The following is a 17,118-nucleotide window of genomic DNA, read 5'->3' on the forward strand; positions in this document are numbered from 1 at the left end:
GGCGCTCCCCCTGTTCTTGCCGCCGGGGTCCCCCCACCGGTCTCAGGGGCCGGGGTCCTCCCCAGGTATGACACGGCACCCGCCCGGTCCGTCCCGAGTCGCCCCCGGGAACCGGAACAGCGGCTGACTTCCCGGGCCCCGGGCACCGGGACGATAGAGAAGTCCCCACGACCTATCGTCCCGAGGAGCACCGTCCCGTGACCACCACACCCACCGCAGGCACGGCCACCGCCGTGGCCGCCCGCGCCACGGAGCTGTCGAAGATCTACGGGCAGGGTGAGACCCGGGTGGTCGCCCTGGACCGGGTCTCCGTCGACTTCCGGCAGGCCGAGTTCACCGCGATCATGGGCCCCTCGGGCTCCGGCAAGTCCACCCTGATGCACTGCGTGGCCGGCCTCGACACCTTCTCCTCCGGCTCCGTGCGCATCGGCGACACCGAGCTGGGCTCGCTGAAGGACAAGCAGCTCACCAAGTTGCGCCGGGACAAGATCGGCTTCATCTTCCAGGCGTTCAACCTGCTGCCGACCCTGACCGCGCTGGAGAACATCACCCTCCCGATGGACATAGCCGGGCGCAAGCCCGACAAGGCGTGGCTGGACCAGGTCATCTCGATGGTGGGCCTGTCCGGGCGGCTGAGCCACCGGCCGTCCCAGCTCTCCGGCGGCCAGCAGCAGCGCGTCGCCGTCGCCCGCGCCCTGGCCTCCAAGCCGGAGATCATCTTCGGTGACGAGCCGACCGGAAACCTCGACTCGCGCTCCGGCGCCGAGGTCCTCGGCTTCCTGCGCAACTCCGTGCGCGAGCTGGGCCAGACGGTGGTCATGGTGACCCACGACCCGGTGGCCGCCGCCTACGCGGACCGCGTGATCTTCCTGGCCGACGGCCGGATCGTGGACGAGCTGTACGGCCCGACCGCCGACTCGGTCCTCGACACCATGAAGCAGTTCGACGCGAAGGGCCGGACCAGCTGATGTTCCGCACCGCCCTGCGCAACGTCCTCGCGCACAAGGCCCGGCTGCTGATGACGGTGCTCGCCGTCATGCTCGGCGTGGCCTTCGTCTCCGGGACGCTCGTCTTCACCAACACCATCTCCGACGCCTACCAGAACAGCTCCGCCAAGGGCTTCGATCACGTCGACGTCGCCGTCGTACCGGAGTACCAGGACTCCGAGGGCGACAAGATCGGCAAGCTGTCGGACCTCACCCAGGCCACGCTCGACAAGGCCGCCAAGGTGCCCGGCGCCGCCTCCGCCACCGGGGTGGTCAGCGGCTTCACCGCCGTCGCGGACAAGCACGGCAAGCTCGCCGGGGGCAACTGGCAGTCCACCGGCGGCAATTACTGGGGCACCAAGGACGCCCGGTACCCGCTGACCAGCGGCCACGCGCCGCACGGCGCGAACGAGGTGCTGCTCGACGCCAAGACCGCCCAGCGGGCCGGCTACCGGGTCGGCGACACCGTGCGGCTCTCGGTCGACGGCCCGGTGCTCACCCCGACCGTCGCGGGCATCTTCACCACCGACGACGGCAACGTGACCGCGGGCGGCAGCCTCGCCCTGTTCGACACGCCGACCGCGCAGAAGCTGTTCGGCAAGCACGGCACCTACGACGAGATCGACGTCAAGGCGAAGCCGGGCACCGGCCAGGCCGCGCTCAAGGACGCGCTCGACGCGGCGCTGCCCGCGCACCAGGTGAAGACCACCACCGGCCGGCAGCTCGCCGACGACCAGGCGAAGACGATCGCCGAGTCGATGAGCGGCCTGAAGCAGGGCCTGCTGGTGTTCGCCGGGATCGCCCTGTTCGTCGGCACGTTCATCATCGCCAACACCTTCACCATGCTGGTCGCCCAGCGCACCAAGGAACTGGCCCTGATGCGCGCGGTCGGCGCCTCCCGCCGCCAGGTCACCCGCTCGGTGCTGATCGAGGCGTTCGTGGTCGGCGCGGTCGCCGGTGTGGCCGGCCTGGTCGCCGGTATCGGCATCGGCGCGGGCCTGCGCGCCCTGGTGGGCTCCTTCGGCGCGAGCATGCCCGACGGGCCGCTCGTGATCAGCCCGGGGACCGTGGTGGCCGCCCTCGCGGTCGGCATCCTCATCACCATGCTCGCCGCCTGGCTGCCCGGCCGCCGGGCCGCCAAGATCCCGCCGGTGGCGGCGATGAACAGCGTGCACGCCACGGCGACCACCAAGTCGCTGGTGCTGCGCAACACGATCGGCGCGCTGTTCACGGCGGCCGGTGCCGCGGTGATCGTCGCCGCCACCTCGATGGACGCCTCCTCCGGCGAGGCGCCGATGGGACTCGGCGCCGTCCTGCTGATCATCGGCGTGTTCGTGCTGACCCCGCTGCTGTCCCGCCCGCTGATCGCGGCCGTCGCCCCGCTGCTGCGCGCGTTCGGTGTCGCGGGCAAGCTGGCCCGCCAGAACTCGGTGCGCAACCCGCGCCGTACGGCCGCCACCGCCTCCGCGCTGATGATCGGACTGACTCTGATCACCGGCATGACGGTGATGGCGGGCAGCCTCCAGTCGTCCATCGACAAGATGGCCGCCTCCGCGATCCGCGCCGACTACGTGGTCTCCATGGCGAACGGCTCGCCGCTCTCCCCTGACGTGGCGCGGAAGATCGCCGCCACCGACGGCGTGAGCGCCAGCAGCCCGCTGCGCAACGCCGAGACCCGCATCGACGGCACCACCGAGTTCGTGACCGGGGTCGACGGCGCGTCCATCGCCGAGCTGACGGACCTGAAGGTCGACCGGGGCAGCTTCACGATCGGCGGCGACCGCGTCGTCGTGGACAAGGTCCGGGCCGAGGAGTACGGCTGGAAGACCGGCTCGCGCTTCACCGCCCACTTCGAGGACGGCAAGGCACAGACCCTGACGGTCGCGGGGATCTACGACGGCAACGACATGATCCGCGGCATCATGCTCGACAACAAGGTGCTCACCCCGCATCTGAGCAAGCCCACCGACATGCAGGTCATGGTCAAGACGGCGAACGGCGCCTCGACCGCGACCAAGGACCGGCTGGCGAGCGCCCTGGGCTCCAACCCGGCGATCAAGATCCAGGACAAGAAGGACATCTCCGACGGCATCGCGCAGATGTTCACGATGATGCTGAACATGGTCTACGGCCTGCTCGGCATGGCGGTGATCGTCGCGGTCCTCGGTGTCATCAACACCCTGGCGATGTCGGTGTTCGAACGCTCCCAGGAGATCGGCATGCTCCGCGCGATCGGCCTGGACCGCAAGTCGGTCAAGCGGATGGTCCGCCTGGAGTCCCTGGTGATCTCGCTCTTCGGCGGTGTGCTCGGCATCGGTCTCGGCGTGTTCTTCGGCTGGGCCGCCGGTGAGCTGCTCGGCACCAAGATGCCCACGTACGAACTGGTCCTGCCCTGGGGCCGGCTGGTGCTCTTCCTGGTGCTCGCGGGCCTGGTCGGCATCCTGGCCGCCCTGTGGCCGGCCCGCCGCGCGGCCAAGCTGAACATGCTGACGGCCATCAAGGCCGAGTAGCGCCCGGCAGCGGCAAGGGCCCCGTTCCGTCAACCGGAGCGGGGCCCTTCGTCGTACCGAGGGGATCAAACCTGCCAGGTGCGGGTGCGCGGGGGCAGTACGGAGGCGCCCGAGGGCGGGGTGCGGACCGCGAGGACCTGGTTGACGCCGATGCGGTTGTGCTCGAAGGCGAGCGCGGAGGCGGCCATGTACAGCTGCCACACGCGCGCCCTGCCGGGGCTGGTCAGCCGGACCGCGCGGTCCCAGTCGGCCTCCAGATTGGTCACCCACGCGCGCAGGGTGCGGGCGTAGTGCTCGCGCAGCGCCTCCACGTCGCGCACCTCGAACCCGGCGTGCTCCAGCTGGGTGACGGTGGTGCCGATGGGGGCCAGTTCGCCGTCCGGGAAGACATAGGCGTCGATGAACTCGTCGACGCTGTAGGCCGATTCGTCGGTCTGCGGGCGGCGGGCGATCTGGTGGTTGAGCAGCCGTCCGCCGGGCTTCAGCAGGCCGTACAGCTGACGCGCGTACTCCAGGTAGCGTTCGGCGCCGACGTGCTCGGCCATGCCGATGGAGGAGATGGCGTCGAAGGGGCCGTCGGAGACGTCCCGGTAGTCCTGGACCCTGATCTCCACCTTGTCGGTCAGGCCCTCGTCCGCGATGCGCTTGCGGGCGTAGCCGGCCTGTTCCTGGGAGAGGGTGACGCCGACGACGCTCACGCCGTGCTCACGGGCCGCGTGCAGGGCCATGGAGCCCCAGCCGCAGCCGACGTCCAGCAGCCGCTGGCCCTCCTGGAGGCCGAGCTTGCGGCAGACCAGTTCGAGCTTGTCGCGCTGGGCCGCCTCCAGGGTGGCGTCCTTGTCGAAGGTCTCCCAGTAGGCGCAGGAGTACACCATGGAGGGGCCGAGGACGAGTTCGTAGAAGTCGTTGCCGACGTCGTAGTGGTGGCTGATGGCCCGTCTGTCGCTGTGCCGGGTGTGCAGATGGCGGGGCCTGCGGACCTCCTCCTGCGGCGGCGCGGGCGGCAGCGGCGGCCCGGCGAGCTTCAGCAGCTCGCGGCCCGCCGCCCGGACGGCCGGGTCGCGCAGCGCCTGGAGGAGCGTGCGGCTGTCGTCGTCGCGCTCCCAGATCAGTCCCGACATGGCGTCCAGCGCCGTGTAGAGGTCGCCCTCGATGGCCAGGTCGCCGGAGACCCAGGCGCGGGCCAGGCCCAACTCCCCGGGTTTGAAGAGGATGCGACGCAGAGCGCGCCGGTTGCGCACGACGAGCGTGGGGGCGCCCGGGGGCCCGGCCTGCGATCCGTCCCAGGCCCGCAGCCGTACCGGGAGCGGAACCCCCAGTACCTGCTCGGCAAGACTGCTCAGCCGCGACGCGGCGTCTGCCATGACGCACACCTCCAAGACGAGATCCCGGATGCCGGATACCACGTAAACACCGTGGCGCCTTCCGCACAGTCCCGCGAAGGAGTTACGACTGGGCAAAATAGTTGCAGTAGCCACCTGGGTGGGCGCGGAACGGCGGAGGAGCGGCCGGGAACGCCGAAGGACCTCCCGCACCACGGATGGCGGGAGGTCCTTCGGGTCATGCGTCGAACAGCGGCTGACCTGGGGTCAGGAAGCCTTGGCCTCGGTCTTCGCGGCGGCGACCGGCGCCGGCTTGGCGGCCTCGTAGAACTCCTCGCGGGGGTTCTCCATGGCGCCGAGCGACACGACCTCGCGCTTGAGGAACATGCCCAGCGTCCAGTCGGCGAAGATACGGATCTTGCGGTTCCAGGTCGGCATCGCCAGACCGTGGTAGCCACGGTGCATGTACCAGGCGAGACGGCCCTTGAGCTTGATCTTGGTCTTGCCCAGGACGATCATCGCCACGCCCTTGTGCAGGCCGAGACCGGCGACCGCGCCCTTGTTGGCGTGCTCGTACTCCTTCTGCGGGAAGCCCCGCATGCCGGAGACCACGTTGTCGCCGAGGGCCTTGGCCTGGCGCAGCGCGTGCTGGGCGTTCGGCGGGCACCAGGCGTTCTCATTGCCCGCCTTGCGGCCGACGAGGTCCGGGACCTGGGCGTTGTCGCCCGCGGCCCAGATGTAGTCGGTGCCCTTGACCTGGAGCGTGGGCTCGCAGTCGACGTGGCCGCGCGGGCCGAGGGGCAGACCGAAGCGGGACAGGGCCGGGTTCGGCTTGACGCCGGCGGTCCACACGATCGTGTTGGAGTCGACCTCGAGGCCGTTCTTGAGGACCACGTGGCCGTCGACGCAGGAGTCCATGGAGGTGGAGAGGTAGATCTCCACGCCCCGGCTCTCCAGGTGCTCCTTGCCGTACTGGCCGAGCTTCGGGCCGACCTCGGGAAGGATCTTGTCCGCGGCGTCCACGAGGACGAACCGCATGTCCTCGCGGGAGACGTTCTTGTAGTACTTGGCGGCGTCGCGGGCCATGTCCTCGACCTCGCCGATGGTCTCCGCGCCCGCGAAGCCACCGCCGATGAAGACGAAGGTGAGCGCCTTGCGGCGGATCTCCTCGTCGGTCGTGGAGTCAGCCTTGTCCAGCTGCTCCAGGACGTGGTTGCGCAGGCCGATGGACTCCTCGATGCCCTTCATGCCGATGCCCTGCTCGGCGAGGCCGGGGATCGGGAAGGTGCGGGAGACCGCGCCCATGGCGATGACCAGGTAGTCGAACGGCAGCTCGTACGCCTCGCCCACGAGGGGGGCGATCGTGGCGACCTTGCGGTCCTGGTCGATGGTGGTGACCCGACCGGTGAGGATCTCCGCCTTCGGCAGCACGCGTCGCAGCGGGACGACGACGTGGCGAGGGGAGATGCTGCCGGCGGCGGCTTCGGGGAGGAAGGGCTGGTAGGTCATGTACGACCGGGGGTCGACGACCGTGACGGTCGCCTCGCCGTAGCGCATCTTCTTGAGAATGCGCCGAGCTGCGTACAGGCCTACGTACCCACCGCCTACTACGAGGATCCTGGGACGCTCCGTGGTGCTCATGGCATCGAGTATCCACCCGCTCAAGGGGGGTGGCTCGTGCGCCCCTTCACAAGGTTCTGGAGGGGCTGTGCTAAACTCCGCGGCCCGCGTGATGCAGATCATGTCGCCGAGGAGGAACCGCGAGGCGGTTCGTACCGTTGTCAAGGCCGTGTGAGCTGCTGGTCCGAGTCTTCGAGGTGATCGTAGAGACTCCGGGGCGACCCGCGGAACCCCTCCTTCCGGCCATCTTTGCGCGCCTCATCTGAACATGTTCAAACGGGTTTTGACCCCCCGCAAGGGCCAAGTGGTCCCCTTCGGGAAGCAGTCAGCACCCATTTCCTTGTGAAGAACTTCACGAAGGTTTCCGCCGGGGTGCGAACGAGGGGCCCCTGGGGGCCCCTCGAAGACGCTCAAACGTTATCCGACCTGCTCAGCCGGATGCTACTGACGGGTAACAAAAGAGAGCTACGCCACCGACCAGGCGATGCCGTCGAGGATGTCGTGCTCGCTGACGACGACCTCCTCGGCGCCCGTGCGTTCCATGATCGCAAGGAGTACCAGGGAGCCCGCGCCGATGACGTCGACCCGGCCCGGGTGCATGGAGGGGATGGTGGCGCGTTCGGCGTGGGTGGAGTGCAGCAGGTGCTCGGTGATCTCGCGGACGCGGGCGCGCGAGACCCGGGAGTGGTGGATGCGCGCGGAGTCGTAGTCCGGCAGGTCCTGGGCGATCGCGGAGACCGTGGTGACCGAGCCGGCGAGGCCGACCAGGGTGCGTGCCTCGCGCAGCGGGACGGTCTGCTCGGCCAGGTCCAGCGCGGCCTCGATGTCGGCGCGGATCGCGGCGATCTGCTCCTCGGTGGGCGGATCGGAGACCTCGCCGCCGTGCACCAGATGCCGTTCGGTCATCCGCACACAGCCGATGTCCACGGAGCGCGCGGCGCGCACCTTCTCGTCGCCGACGACGAACTCGGTGGAGCCGCCGCCGATGTCCACCACCAGATAGGGCCTGGCGAGATCCGTACGGCCGGTGAGCTCCCGGGTCGCGCCGGTGAAGGAGAACTCGGCCTCCTGGTCGCCGGTGATGACCTCGGGCTCCACACCGAGGATGTCCAGCACGCCGCGCACGAAGTCCTCGCGGTTCTCGGCGTCCCGGGAGGCGGAGGTGGCGACGAAGCGCAGCCGCTCGGCGCCGTGCTCCTTGATGATCCCGGCGTACTCGCGGCACGCGGCGAAGGTGCGCTCCAGCGCCTCGGGGGCGAGCCGGCCGGTGCGGTCGACGCCCTGGCCGAGCCGCACGATCGTCATCCGGCGGTCCAGGTCGACCAGTTCGCCCGTCGCCGGGTCGGCGTCCGCGACCAGCAGCCGGATGGAGTTCGTACCGCAGTCGATCGCGGCGACCCGGGTCACTGCGCCTCCCCCTCGGGCTCCCGCGCGAGCGTCACGCACGCGCCCTTGCGCCACCACTCGGGCAGCATCGCGATCGCCTCGTCGCCGAGCGGGTTGACGCCGGGTCCCGCGGCCAGCGAGTGGCCGACCAGGACGTGCAGGCACTTCACCCGGTCCGGCATGCCGCCCGCGCTCGGGAAGCCCGCCAGGACCTCGATCTCGTCGCGGCGCCGAATGTAGTCCTCGTGCGCGGCCCGGTAGGCGGCGGCCAGCTCCGGGTCGCTCTGCAGGCGCTCGGTCATCTCCTTCATGACGCCGTTGGCCTCCAGCGTGCCGATGGCCGAGGCGGCCTTGGGGCACGTCAGGTAGTACAGCGTCGGGAAGGGGGTGCCGTCGGGCAGGCGCGGCGCCGTCTCCACGACGTCCGGCTGACCGCACGGGCAGCGGTGCGCGATGGCGCGCAGGCCCCGCGGGGGGCGGCCGAGCTGCTGCTTGAAGGCCTCGACGTCCGCGTCGGTGGGCTCGGTGCGCGGGGTGGGCGGCGGAGGGGTTTCCATGACTGCTTTCAGATTTGCTTTCTGTGGGTCACCGGACGGGGCCGGATCACTGGTCGGGGCCGGGTCACCGGTCGGGGCCGGTCACTGGTCGGGGCCGGGTCCCCGGTCAGGGCCGGTCACTGGTCGGAGGCGTCGGACTTGTCGACCCCGTCCCAGATGTTCGTGTACCAGGGCCGGTGGGCGGCCTTGAGGTCGGTGCGGGACTGCCGGGCCGCGCCCGGGTCGACCACCACGTACCCGGTCTCGCCGGGCATCACATAGTGCAGACGTTTGCGGATCTGCTGCTCCGCATAGGCGTCGTCCTGCCAGCGCGCCTTGAGGTCGCGCAGCTGTTCGACGCGCTTGCGGGCATCGGTCTGCTGCCGCTGGAGGTCGGCGATCTGGGCGCGCTGCGAGACGTACTGCCGCATCGGATAGGCGAGCGCGACCACCAGCGAGCACAGCACCAGCGCGAGCAGCGCGGCGCGGCCGGTCAGCCGGGAGCGGCGCGCCTGCCGCTTGGTCTGCGAGCGGTAGACCCGGGCCGCCGTCTGCTCGCCGAGCAGCCGCAGCCTGGTCGCGGTGGAGAAACGGTCCCGGTCCCTTGCGGCCATGTCGGCTCTCCGCCTCCCCTTTCACGCCCTCCTCGGGCGGTCGCACACGTGCGTACGTCCCCGGACACGGTACGGGACCGGGTACGGGGACGTACGTACGACTGGCCAAGAGGTGGCCCGGGCTGGGTCAGCCCTCGCTGTGTCCAGTTCGCGGAGCGCTGTGTCTACTGGTTCGCGGAGCGCTGTGTCTACTGGTTCGCAGAGCGAAACCGCGGGAAGGCGCTGCGACCCGCGTACACCGCGGCGTCGTCGAGGATCTCCTCGATGCGCAGCAGCTGGTTGTACTTGGCGACGCGCTCGGAGCGGGCCGGGGCGCCGGTCTTGATCTGGCCGCAGTTGGTGGCGACGGCCAGGTCGGCGATGGTGACGTCCTCGGTCTCACCGGAGCGGTGGGACATCATGCACTTGAAGCCGTTGCGCTGGGCCAGCTCGACGGCGTCCAGGGTCTCGGTCAGCGAGCCGATCTGGTTGACCTTGACCAGCAGGGCGTTGGCGGAGCCCTCCTCGATGCCGCGGGCCAGGCGCTCGGGGTTGGTCACGAACAGGTCGTCGCCGACGATCTGGACCTTGTCGCCGAGGCGGTCGGTGAGGACCTTCCAGCCGCTCCAGTCGTCCTCGAACAGCGGGTCCTCGAGGGAGACCAGCGGGTAGGCCGCCACCAGCTCCTCGTAGTACTCCGTCATCTCGGCGGCGGAGCGCTCCTTGCCCTCGAAGAGGTACTTGCCGTCCTTGTAGAACTCGGAGGCGGCGACGTCGAGGGCGAGGGCGATCTGCTCGCCGGGCGCGTAGCCGGCTTCCTTGATGGCCTCGAGGATCAGGTCCAGGGCCTCGCGGTTGGAGCCGAGGTTCGGGGCGAAGCCGCCCTCGTCGCCGAGACCGGTGGCCAGGCCCTTGCTCTTCAGGACCTTCTTGAGGGTGTGGTAGACCTCGGCACCCCAGCGCAGCGCCTCGGAGAAGGACTCCGCGCCGATCGGGGCGATCATGAACTCCTGGATGTCCACGTTAGAGTCGGCGTGCGAGCCGCCGTTCAGGATGTTCATCATCGGCACCGGCAGCAGGTGCGCGTTGGGGCCGCCCAGGTAGCGGAAGAGCGGCAGGTCGGACGCCTCGGAGGCGGCGTGCGCGACGGCCAGGGAGACGCCGAGGATGGCGTTGGCGCCCAGCGAGCCCTTGTTGTCGGTGGCGTCCAGGTCGAACATGGCCTGGTCGATCAGGCGCTGCTCGGTGGCGTCGTAGCCGACCAGCTCCGGGCCGATCTGCTCGATGACGGCGAGGACGGCCTTCTCGACACCCTTGCCCAGGTAGCGGTTGGGGTCACCGTCGCGCAGCTCGATGGCCTCGAAGGCGCCGGTGGAGGCGCCGGACGGGACGGCGGCACGACCGGTGCTGCCGTCGTCGAGGCCGACCTCGACCTCGACCGTGGGGTTGCCTCGGGAGTCCAGGATTTCCCGGGCTACGACGACGTCGATGGACGGCACGAGCATCTCCTTCTTGGATGTGACGCTGGAAGTGCGGGGCGGCGGCCGTACGGCTGCGCCTTGCGACTAGAGCCTAACCGTCCCGGGGTCGCCGACCACCGACCGACCGTCTGGTGGGCGACGGGGACATGCAGACGGTACCCATTGTTCACCACCGGAACAAAGGGGTTCGCGGATGAGAGCTGACTGAAGTCCGGGAAAACGCAAGACCCCGCCCCGGCGCGAACGGGGGAAACGCGCCGGGGCGGGGTGCTCGGGGGGGGCGGGTGCCCGGGAGAACCGTGGGGGGAGCGGGCCCCTGGGCCGTTGGGGGTCGGTCACCGGGGGCGGGTTCTCGGGGCTTGCCGCGGGCGGGTCGGCAGGCGCCTCGAAGGGAGGTGCCTGCTCCCGTGGGGACGGGGCGAGTCCTCGGGGGTACGGCGAGGAGGGGCGCCGTACCCCTTCGGGTCGGACTACTTGAGGTGGAGCTGCTGGCCCGGGTAGATCAGGTCGGCGTTGTCGACGATGTCCTTGTTCAGGTCGAACAGCTTCTTCCAGCCGCCGGCCACGTGGTGCGCGGCGGCGATGGAGCTGAGGGTGTCGCCCTTGACCACCTTGTACTCGCCGTCACCCTTCTTGACCTTCTTGCCGGTCGGGGTGGTGACGGTCTTGCTCTTGCTCGTGGACGAGCCGGTGGAGGTGCCCGTGGACTTGGTCGGCGCCGGGGTGGTGCGCTCGGTGGAGCGCGTGGCGGCCTGCTGGTCCGTGGAGCGGGTGGCGGTGCTGTCCGACGACGAGGGGGTCGTCGAGCCGGAGCCGCTGTACGGGGTGCTGCTCAGACCCGTACCGCAGACCGGCCAGGCACCCTTGCCCTGCGCGGCGAGGACCTTCTCGGCGACGGTGATCTGCTGGGACTTGCTGGCCTGGTCGGCGGTCGACGCGTAGGCGGTGCCGCCGTACGCGGCCCAGGTCGAGGCGGAGAACTGGAGGCCGCCGTAGTAACCGTTGCCGGTGTTGATGGACCAGTTGCCGCCGGACTCGCACTGGGCGACCGCGTCCCACTGGGAGGCGGTGGCGGCGGAGGCGGTGCCGGTGGCCATCAGCGGCGCGGCCACGGCGGCACCGGTGACACCGGCGAGCGTGACGACGCGGACGGCCTTGGACGGACGACGGTGCTTGCCCTTGCCGGAAAACAGCATGGAACGATCCCCTCACCGACGCCTGCGAGGTGAGCTGTCGGGTTCGGGCCGGTTGAGTTGCCCGGCCACCCCTCCTCGTGGAGGCGTGGCTTCACCCCAAGCCGGTCCGGCATCAACTGCCGGGCCCGGCACTTACCTTGGGTCCCCCGCTCCTGCCTGCGGCGCGTGACGCGACGACTGTTCCCGGGCAGCCGCTGGCAGGATTCGGCGTTGCGGCCGCCGGGGCTCGTGGTGACGAGCGGCCTTGACCGTAGCCACGTGATCGACGGAATTTCAAAGACGATCAGGGCTTCTGAGACTCATCCCACACTTTCGCCAAATCGGACATTTAGCGATCAAGTAGGGCGTCAACTAGCCCTGGTCCGCGTCCGTTTCGTCACTGACTTTCAGGGTCTGACCGGCGGTGATGTGGTTCGGGTCGGCGCCCACGACCTTCTTGTTCGCGACGTAGAGCGCGTGCCATCCGCCGTCGACGTCGAGCGAGTCGGCGATGGCGCTCAGCGAGTCGCCCGCGCGGACGGTGTAGCTGCCCGGCTCGCGGGTGGCGTGCCGACCGGAGTTCGAGTCGTTCTGCCCGTTTGCCGTGCTTTCGTCCGCGTTGCCGCCGCGGTGGCGGCCGCCGGTGAGGGCCCCGGTGTCGACCAGGTTCCAAGAGCCGACGGTCTGCTGGGGGTTGTCCGGGGTGCCGGTGGACGGCGCGGGGGTCGCGGAGCCGTCGGCGGGCGCGGACGGCGTGGCCGGGACGGAGGGGTCCGCGGAAGACGGGTCGGACGGGTCCGGGCTGGGGGTGCCGGTCCCGGGCTTGCCGGTGTGCTTGCCCGGGTTCGGGCTCGCGTGCTTGCCGGTCTGCTTGCCGGAGCCGTGGGTCGGCGAGGAGGAGGGGTCGGTGGATCCCTTCCCGGAGCCGGTACCGGTGTCCGAACCCTTGCCGGTGCCGGTGCCGGTGCCGGTGCCGTCCTGGTCGCCGCCCTGCGTGCCCGCCGGGGCGGAGGGGTCGGGCAGTCCGGACGGGTCGGTCGTGTCGCCGCCCTGGTCGCCGCCGCCGTCGCCGACGCCCGGATCGACGCTCACCGAACCGGAGTTCGAGGTCAGTCCGGACAGCAGGGCGCAGGTGGCCCAGGGCGAGGTGCCCTTGTCCTTGAGGATCTTCTCGGCCACGGCGATCTGCTGCGAGCGGCTGGCCTGGTCGGCGGAGGAGGCGTACCGCGTGCCGCCGTACGCGACCCAGTCGTCCTGGGATATCTGGAGGCCGCCGTAGTACCCGTTGCCGGGGTCGGCGCTCCAGGCGCCGCCGCTCTCGCAGTTGGCGACCTTGTCCCAGGTGGTGCCGTCGGCCGCGTGGGCGCTCGCGGCGCCGAGCAGCGGGATGGCGATGGCGGAGCCGGTCACACCGGCCGCGACGAGGAGGGCCGGAGCCTGACGGGGGCGGCGGTGACGACCGTTCCCGGAGATCATGCGGAAGCCTTTCGTACGACGGCGGGGGCCGGCGCGGCGGGTGGTGCCGGGTCGCCGCGCTGAGGGGTGAAGGTAGCGGCACACGATCACTTGTCACAAGTTCATGCCGCGCGGATAACGCGAAGATCACAGGATTGAACGTCCGTCCCTCCGCTCCGTCACGTCCCGTTTCACCCGTCGGGCACGGCGGCGCCTCATCCTCGGGGCGCGGGGCTCCCGGAACCATGGAACCGACCTGATTCCGGGGGGCTGTTCACCCAGGAGGACACAAGATGCGGCACACCCGGTTGCACGGTGAGTCCGCGGAGTACCTCGCCGCCCGCGAGGAGCTGCGCCGCGCCGAGATCGAGCTGATGCGCGAGCGCGAACGGGTCGCGGCCCTGCGCCGGTCGCTGCCGCCGGGGGCCGAGGTCGACGACTATGTCCTCCTGGAGGGCCCCGCCGACCTGGACGCGGGCGACGCGCCGGAGCGCGAGGTTCGCCTGAGCGAACTGTTCACCGGGGGCCCGGAGCGGCCCCTGCTCGTCTACCACTTCATGTACGGCAAGCGGCAGACCGACCCCTGCCCGATGTGCACCCTGTGGATCGACGGCTTCGACGGCGTCGCCCGCCATGTCGCGCGCAACGCCGACCTGGTGGTGGTGGCCGCCGCCGACCTGCCCACCCTGCGCCGGCACGCCCGCGCCCGCGGCTGGTCCCGGCTGCGGCTGCTCAGTGCCGGGGACAGCACCTTCAAGTACGACCTGGGCAGCGAGGACGAAGACGGCGTCCAGGACTCGACGGTCTCGGTCTTCACCCGGGACGCGGACGGCACGGTCCGGCACTTCTACTCCGCGCACCCCCGGATGGCCGAGGACATCGACCAGCGCGGCATCGATCTCCTCAGCCCCGTGTGGCATCTGCTCGATCTGACCCCGGGCGGCCGGGGCGACTGGTTCGCGGGCCTGGACTACTGAGCGGGCGGGGTGAACTCCACCGGCAGGGTGCGCAGGCCCCGCATGATGAGCCCGCCGCGCCAGCGCAGCTCGTCCGGGTCGGCGGCGAGCCGCAGATCGGGCAGCCGGGTCAGCAGGGTGGCCAGCGCGGTCTGTCCCTCCAGGCGGGCGAGCGGGGCCCCCAGGCAGTAGTGGATGCCGTGTCCGTACCCGAGGTGCTGGTTGTCCCGGCGGCCGAGGTCCAGTGTGTCCGGGTCCTCGAACCGCTCCGGGTCCCGGTCGGCGGCGGCCAGCACGACGAGCACCGGGTCGCCGGGCGCGATCTCCTGCCCGCCGATGGTGAGCGGCTCGGTGGCGAACCGCCAGGTGGCCAGCTCCACCGGGCCGTCGTAGCGCAGCAGCTCCTCCACCCCGGTCGCCAGCAGCTCCTCGTCGCCGCGGGCGAGGGCCGCTTGCAGGCGGTGGCGCTGCTCGGGGTGGGTGAGCAGGGCGTAGGTGCCGTTGCCGATCAGATTGACGGTGGTCTCGAAGCCGGCGAACAGCAGGATGAAGGCCATCGCCGCGGCCTCGTTCTCGGTGAGGTGCTCGCCGTGGTCGGACGCGCGGATGAGGCCGGAGATCAGGTCCTCGCCGGGCGCGGGCTCGGCGGGCAGCGCCTCGCGCTTCTTGTGGATCAGCTCGGCGAGGTAGCCGCGCATCTTCTTCACCGACCGGGCGACACCGCCCCGGGGTCCTCCCCCGTGCCGGATCATCATGCCCGCCCAGTCCCGGAAGTCGTCCTGGTCCTCGCGCGGGACGCCGAGCAGGTCGCAGATGGCGTAAATAGGGAGGGGAAAGGCGAACTCGTGGATGAGGTCGGCCGAGCCGCGCTCGGCGAACCGGTCGATGAGGTCGTCGGTCAGCTCCTGCACCCGGTCCGCGAACTCGGCGACCCGGCGGGGCGTGAACGCCTTGCTGACCAGTCGGCGCAGCCGGGTGTGGTCCGGCGGGTCGATGTTCAGCAGATGCGTCATCAGCTCGGCCTTGCGCTCGCCGGGGATGCCGGTCTTGCCCCTGGCGTGCTCGGGCTCGTCGTGATGCGCCGGGTTCTTGCTGAGCCGCTGGTCCGCGAGCGCCTGCCGGGCATCCGCGTACCGCGTGACCAGCCATGCCTCCACCCCGCTGGGCAACCGGGTCCGCCGCACGGGCGCGTGCTCGCGCAGCCACGCGTACGCCGGGTAGGGATCGGCGGCGAACTCCCAGGTGAACAGCTCGGGAGCGGCGGGAACGGTGTCATCGGGGGGAAGCTGGTCGGTCACTCCTCGACGGTATCCGGCAGCCCCTCCGCCTTCCGTATCGCGTCCCGGTACGTCCGGGCCGCGGCGCGCAGGGCGGTCTCGGGGTCGGTGCCTGCGGCTTCGGCCCGGGCGGCGAGGGCGAGGAGGGTGTAGCCGATGTCGTCGCCCTCGGGGAGGGGGACGTCGAGACCGGCGACGCGGGCGCGGGAGGCGAGCTTGGCGGCGAGGGCGAGGCCGGGCTGGCCGAGGGGGATGCCCTCGGTGACCGAGGTGCGGCGCTTCTCCTCGGCCTTGGTGCGCAGCCAGTGCGCCTTGACGTCCTCGGGGGTCTCGGCCACCTCGTCGCCGAAGACATGGGGGTGGCGGTGGATGAGCTTGGCGACGATGCCGCCCGCCACGTCGTCGACGGAGAACGGTGTCTCGGGGTGCTCCTCGGCGATCCGGGAGTGGAAGACGACCTGGAGGAGGACGTCGCCCAGCTCCTCCCGCAGCTCCGCGCGGTCTCCGGCCTCGATCGCCTCGACCAGTTCGTACGCTTCCTCGATGCCGTACTTGGCCAGGCCCTCGTGGGTCTGCCGGGAGGACCAGGGGCATTCGACGCGGATGCGGTCCATGACCTGGACGAGGTCGAGCAGCCGGGCGCCGGGCAGATCGTACGAGGCGGGCAGCAGCTCCAGCTCGGGCATGCGGACCCGGCCGGAGCCGGCCAGCCGGGCCAGGCCGTCGGTGAGGGCGGGCTCCCCCTCGCCCGTGGCCACGACCACCACCGTGTGCCCGCCGGCGCAGGCGTCGATCAGCTCCTGCGCGGTGGGCGCCGCCTCGGACACCTCTATACCCGCCTCCCGCAGATATGGCAGCTGCGGGTGGGCGCCGTCCGCGCACAGCACGGCGTCCGCGGCGCGCAGCGCCCGCCACGCGGGCCAGGACAGCAGGCCGGGGGCGACGCGGTGGCTGGTGGTGAGGAGGACGATGCGGCCGGGGCCGGCGGCGGGGCTGGATGCGTTCACGATCCGAAAGTAACCCACCGCCGCGACGAGTGGATCCGGTTATCCACAGGGGCATCCGAGTCGTGTGATCGTACGACCTGCGCCGTCGCCGGTCCGTCTGTCTACGCCGTGACCGGGGCGCCGCCCGCCACCGCCGTGACCTCCCGCACCCACGGTGTCTTCGCGTCCACCCGGCTGCTCTTCTGCACGTCCCAGGTGCCGTAGCGCGGGTTGACGTCGATGTGCAGTTCCCCAGAGGCCTTGGACAGGGCCTTCCAGAAGGCGGGCTGGGTGGTGTCGGTGCCGAGCCGGGCCGCGAGCTTCTGTGCCTCCAGCTGGAGGCGGAGGTTCTCGTCCAGGTGCGCGGGGGCGATGCCGTACTTCTGGAGCCAGGTGGTCCGAAGGCCCTTGGAGCCGCCCGCCTGCTGCTCCAGGCTCGCGCGCAGCTGCTGCACCTCCTTGCGGGTGACCGAGACGCCCTCGTCCCGCGCGGCCCGGTGGATCACCCGGTCCAGGACCATGTTGTGCAGGGTGTCGCGGGTGAGGCTGCTGGTCTGGGCGAGCACCTGCTGGTACTGGCCCTGGTCGGGCACCGCGGCCCGCTGGGCCTCGCGGACCTCGCCGACCCGGTTCTCCAGCTGCGCGACGGTGATCCGCTGTCCGCCGACGACGGCGGCCGCGCCCGGGTGCGCTTCGCTTCCGCAGGCGGTCAGCAGGGGGGCCGCGGCGGCGATCGCGGCGGCGAGGACGAGCGCGGTGCGACGGCGGCGGTGCAAGGGGACCTCCAGGGGAGATTGCAAGGACAGGTGCGGCGCGCCAGCGCCTCCGCCAGGGG

At 71.0% G+C, this 17,118-nt stretch carries 14 protein-coding genes and 1 riboswitch; of the genes, 3 read left to right on the top strand and 11 right to left on the bottom strand.

Features of this window, described 5'->3' with window-relative positions; genetic code table 11:
- The first annotated feature begins 197 nt into the window (after positions 1-197).
- Positions 198-968 (top strand): ABC transporter ATP-binding protein, encoded by a 771-nt coding sequence (locus tag ACLF5H_RS10550; protein ID WP_037653710.1) that lies wholly within the window; start codon positions 198-200, stop codon positions 966-968.
- Positions 968-3,496, top strand: a complete 2,529-nt coding sequence (locus ACLF5H_RS10555; protein WP_421675798.1) for an ABC transporter permease — start codon at positions 968-970, stop codon at positions 3,494-3,496. Before ACLF5H_RS10550 ends, ACLF5H_RS10555 begins: the two co-directional genes overlap by 1 nt.
- 65 nt (positions 3,497-3,561) lie before the next feature.
- Here ACLF5H_RS10555 and ACLF5H_RS10560 read toward each other — a convergent pair whose 3' ends face one another.
- The 8 genes from ACLF5H_RS10560 to ACLF5H_RS10595 form a co-directional block, all read right to left on the bottom strand.
- Positions 3,562-4,860 carry a class I SAM-dependent methyltransferase gene (locus tag ACLF5H_RS10560; protein ID WP_421675799.1) on the bottom strand — a complete coding sequence of 433 codons (1,299 nt, stop codon included), beginning with the start codon at positions 4,858-4,860 and terminating at the stop codon, positions 3,562-3,564.
- A 225-nt stretch (positions 4,861-5,085) separates the two neighbouring features.
- Positions 5,086-6,459: an NAD(P)/FAD-dependent oxidoreductase gene (locus tag ACLF5H_RS10565; RefSeq protein ID WP_421675800.1), complete on the bottom strand. Its 1,374-nt coding sequence runs from the start codon at positions 6,457-6,459 to the stop codon at positions 5,086-5,088.
- Between the two features lie 444 nt (positions 6,460-6,903).
- The gene (locus tag ACLF5H_RS10570; protein ID WP_182775874.1) at positions 6,904-7,845 is read right to left on the bottom strand and encodes a Ppx/GppA phosphatase family protein; all 942 of its coding nucleotides are present in this window, start codon (positions 7,843-7,845) and stop codon (positions 6,904-6,906) included.
- Positions 7,842-8,381, bottom strand: coding sequence for a DUF501 domain-containing protein (locus ACLF5H_RS10575; protein ID WP_421675801.1), 540 nt, complete (start codon positions 8,379-8,381; stop codon positions 7,842-7,844). Before ACLF5H_RS10575 ends, ACLF5H_RS10570 begins: the two co-directional genes overlap by 4 nt.
- Before the next feature lie 116 nt (positions 8,382-8,497).
- On the bottom strand, positions 8,498-8,974 hold the full coding sequence (locus tag ACLF5H_RS10580; RefSeq protein ID WP_421675802.1) for an FtsB family cell division protein: 477 nt from the start codon (positions 8,972-8,974) through the stop codon (positions 8,498-8,500).
- Between the two features lie 188 nt (positions 8,975-9,162).
- Positions 9,163-10,458 (bottom strand): phosphopyruvate hydratase, encoded by a 1,296-nt coding sequence (gene eno / locus ACLF5H_RS10585; RefSeq protein WP_037653719.1) that lies wholly within the window; start codon positions 10,456-10,458, stop codon positions 9,163-9,165.
- A gap of 446 nt (positions 10,459-10,904) precedes the next feature.
- On the bottom strand, positions 10,905-11,630 hold the full coding sequence (locus ACLF5H_RS10590) for a transglycosylase family protein (protein ID WP_421675803.1): 726 nt from the start codon (positions 11,628-11,630) through the stop codon (positions 10,905-10,907).
- Positions 11,631-11,634: 4 nt separating this feature from the next.
- Positions 11,635-11,804: riboswitch (cyclic di-AMP (ydaO/yuaA leader) on the bottom strand.
- Between the two features lie 177 nt (positions 11,805-11,981).
- The gene (locus ACLF5H_RS10595) at positions 11,982-13,085 is read right to left on the bottom strand and encodes a transglycosylase family protein (protein WP_421675804.1); all 1,104 of its coding nucleotides are present in this window, start codon (positions 13,083-13,085) and stop codon (positions 11,982-11,984) included.
- 272 nt (positions 13,086-13,357) lie between these two features.
- Between ACLF5H_RS10595 and ACLF5H_RS10600 the strand changes: the two genes are divergently transcribed.
- Entirely contained in the window at positions 13,358-14,041 is a 684-nt protein-coding gene (locus ACLF5H_RS10600) for a DUF899 family protein (RefSeq protein ID WP_421675805.1), read from the top strand.
- Here ACLF5H_RS10600 and ACLF5H_RS10605 read toward each other — a convergent pair.
- The 3 genes from ACLF5H_RS10605 to ACLF5H_RS10615 all read right to left on the bottom strand — a co-directional run bounded on the left by ACLF5H_RS10605 (position 14,035) and on the right by ACLF5H_RS10615 (position 17,059).
- Positions 14,035-15,318: a cytochrome P450 family protein gene (locus ACLF5H_RS10605; protein ID WP_421675806.1), complete on the bottom strand. Its 1,284-nt coding sequence runs from the start codon at positions 15,316-15,318 to the stop codon at positions 14,035-14,037. The genes ACLF5H_RS10600 and ACLF5H_RS10605 overlap by 7 nt on opposite strands.
- Positions 15,315-16,304: a nucleoside triphosphate pyrophosphohydrolase gene (locus ACLF5H_RS10610; protein ID WP_421675807.1), complete on the bottom strand. Its 990-nt coding sequence runs from the start codon at positions 16,302-16,304 to the stop codon at positions 15,315-15,317. The genes ACLF5H_RS10605 and ACLF5H_RS10610 overlap by 4 nt, the downstream gene beginning before the upstream one ends.
- 101 nt (positions 16,305-16,405) lie before the next feature.
- Positions 16,406-17,059: a SurA N-terminal domain-containing protein gene (locus ACLF5H_RS10615; RefSeq protein WP_421675808.1), complete on the bottom strand. Its 654-nt coding sequence runs from the start codon at positions 17,057-17,059 to the stop codon at positions 16,406-16,408.
- Positions 17,060-17,118 lie beyond the last annotated feature (59 nt).

This window comes from Streptomyces sp. LaBMicrA B280 (assembly GCF_049222185.1).
Taxonomy (GTDB): domain Bacteria; phylum Actinomycetota; class Actinomycetes; order Streptomycetales; family Streptomycetaceae; genus Streptomyces; species Streptomyces murinus.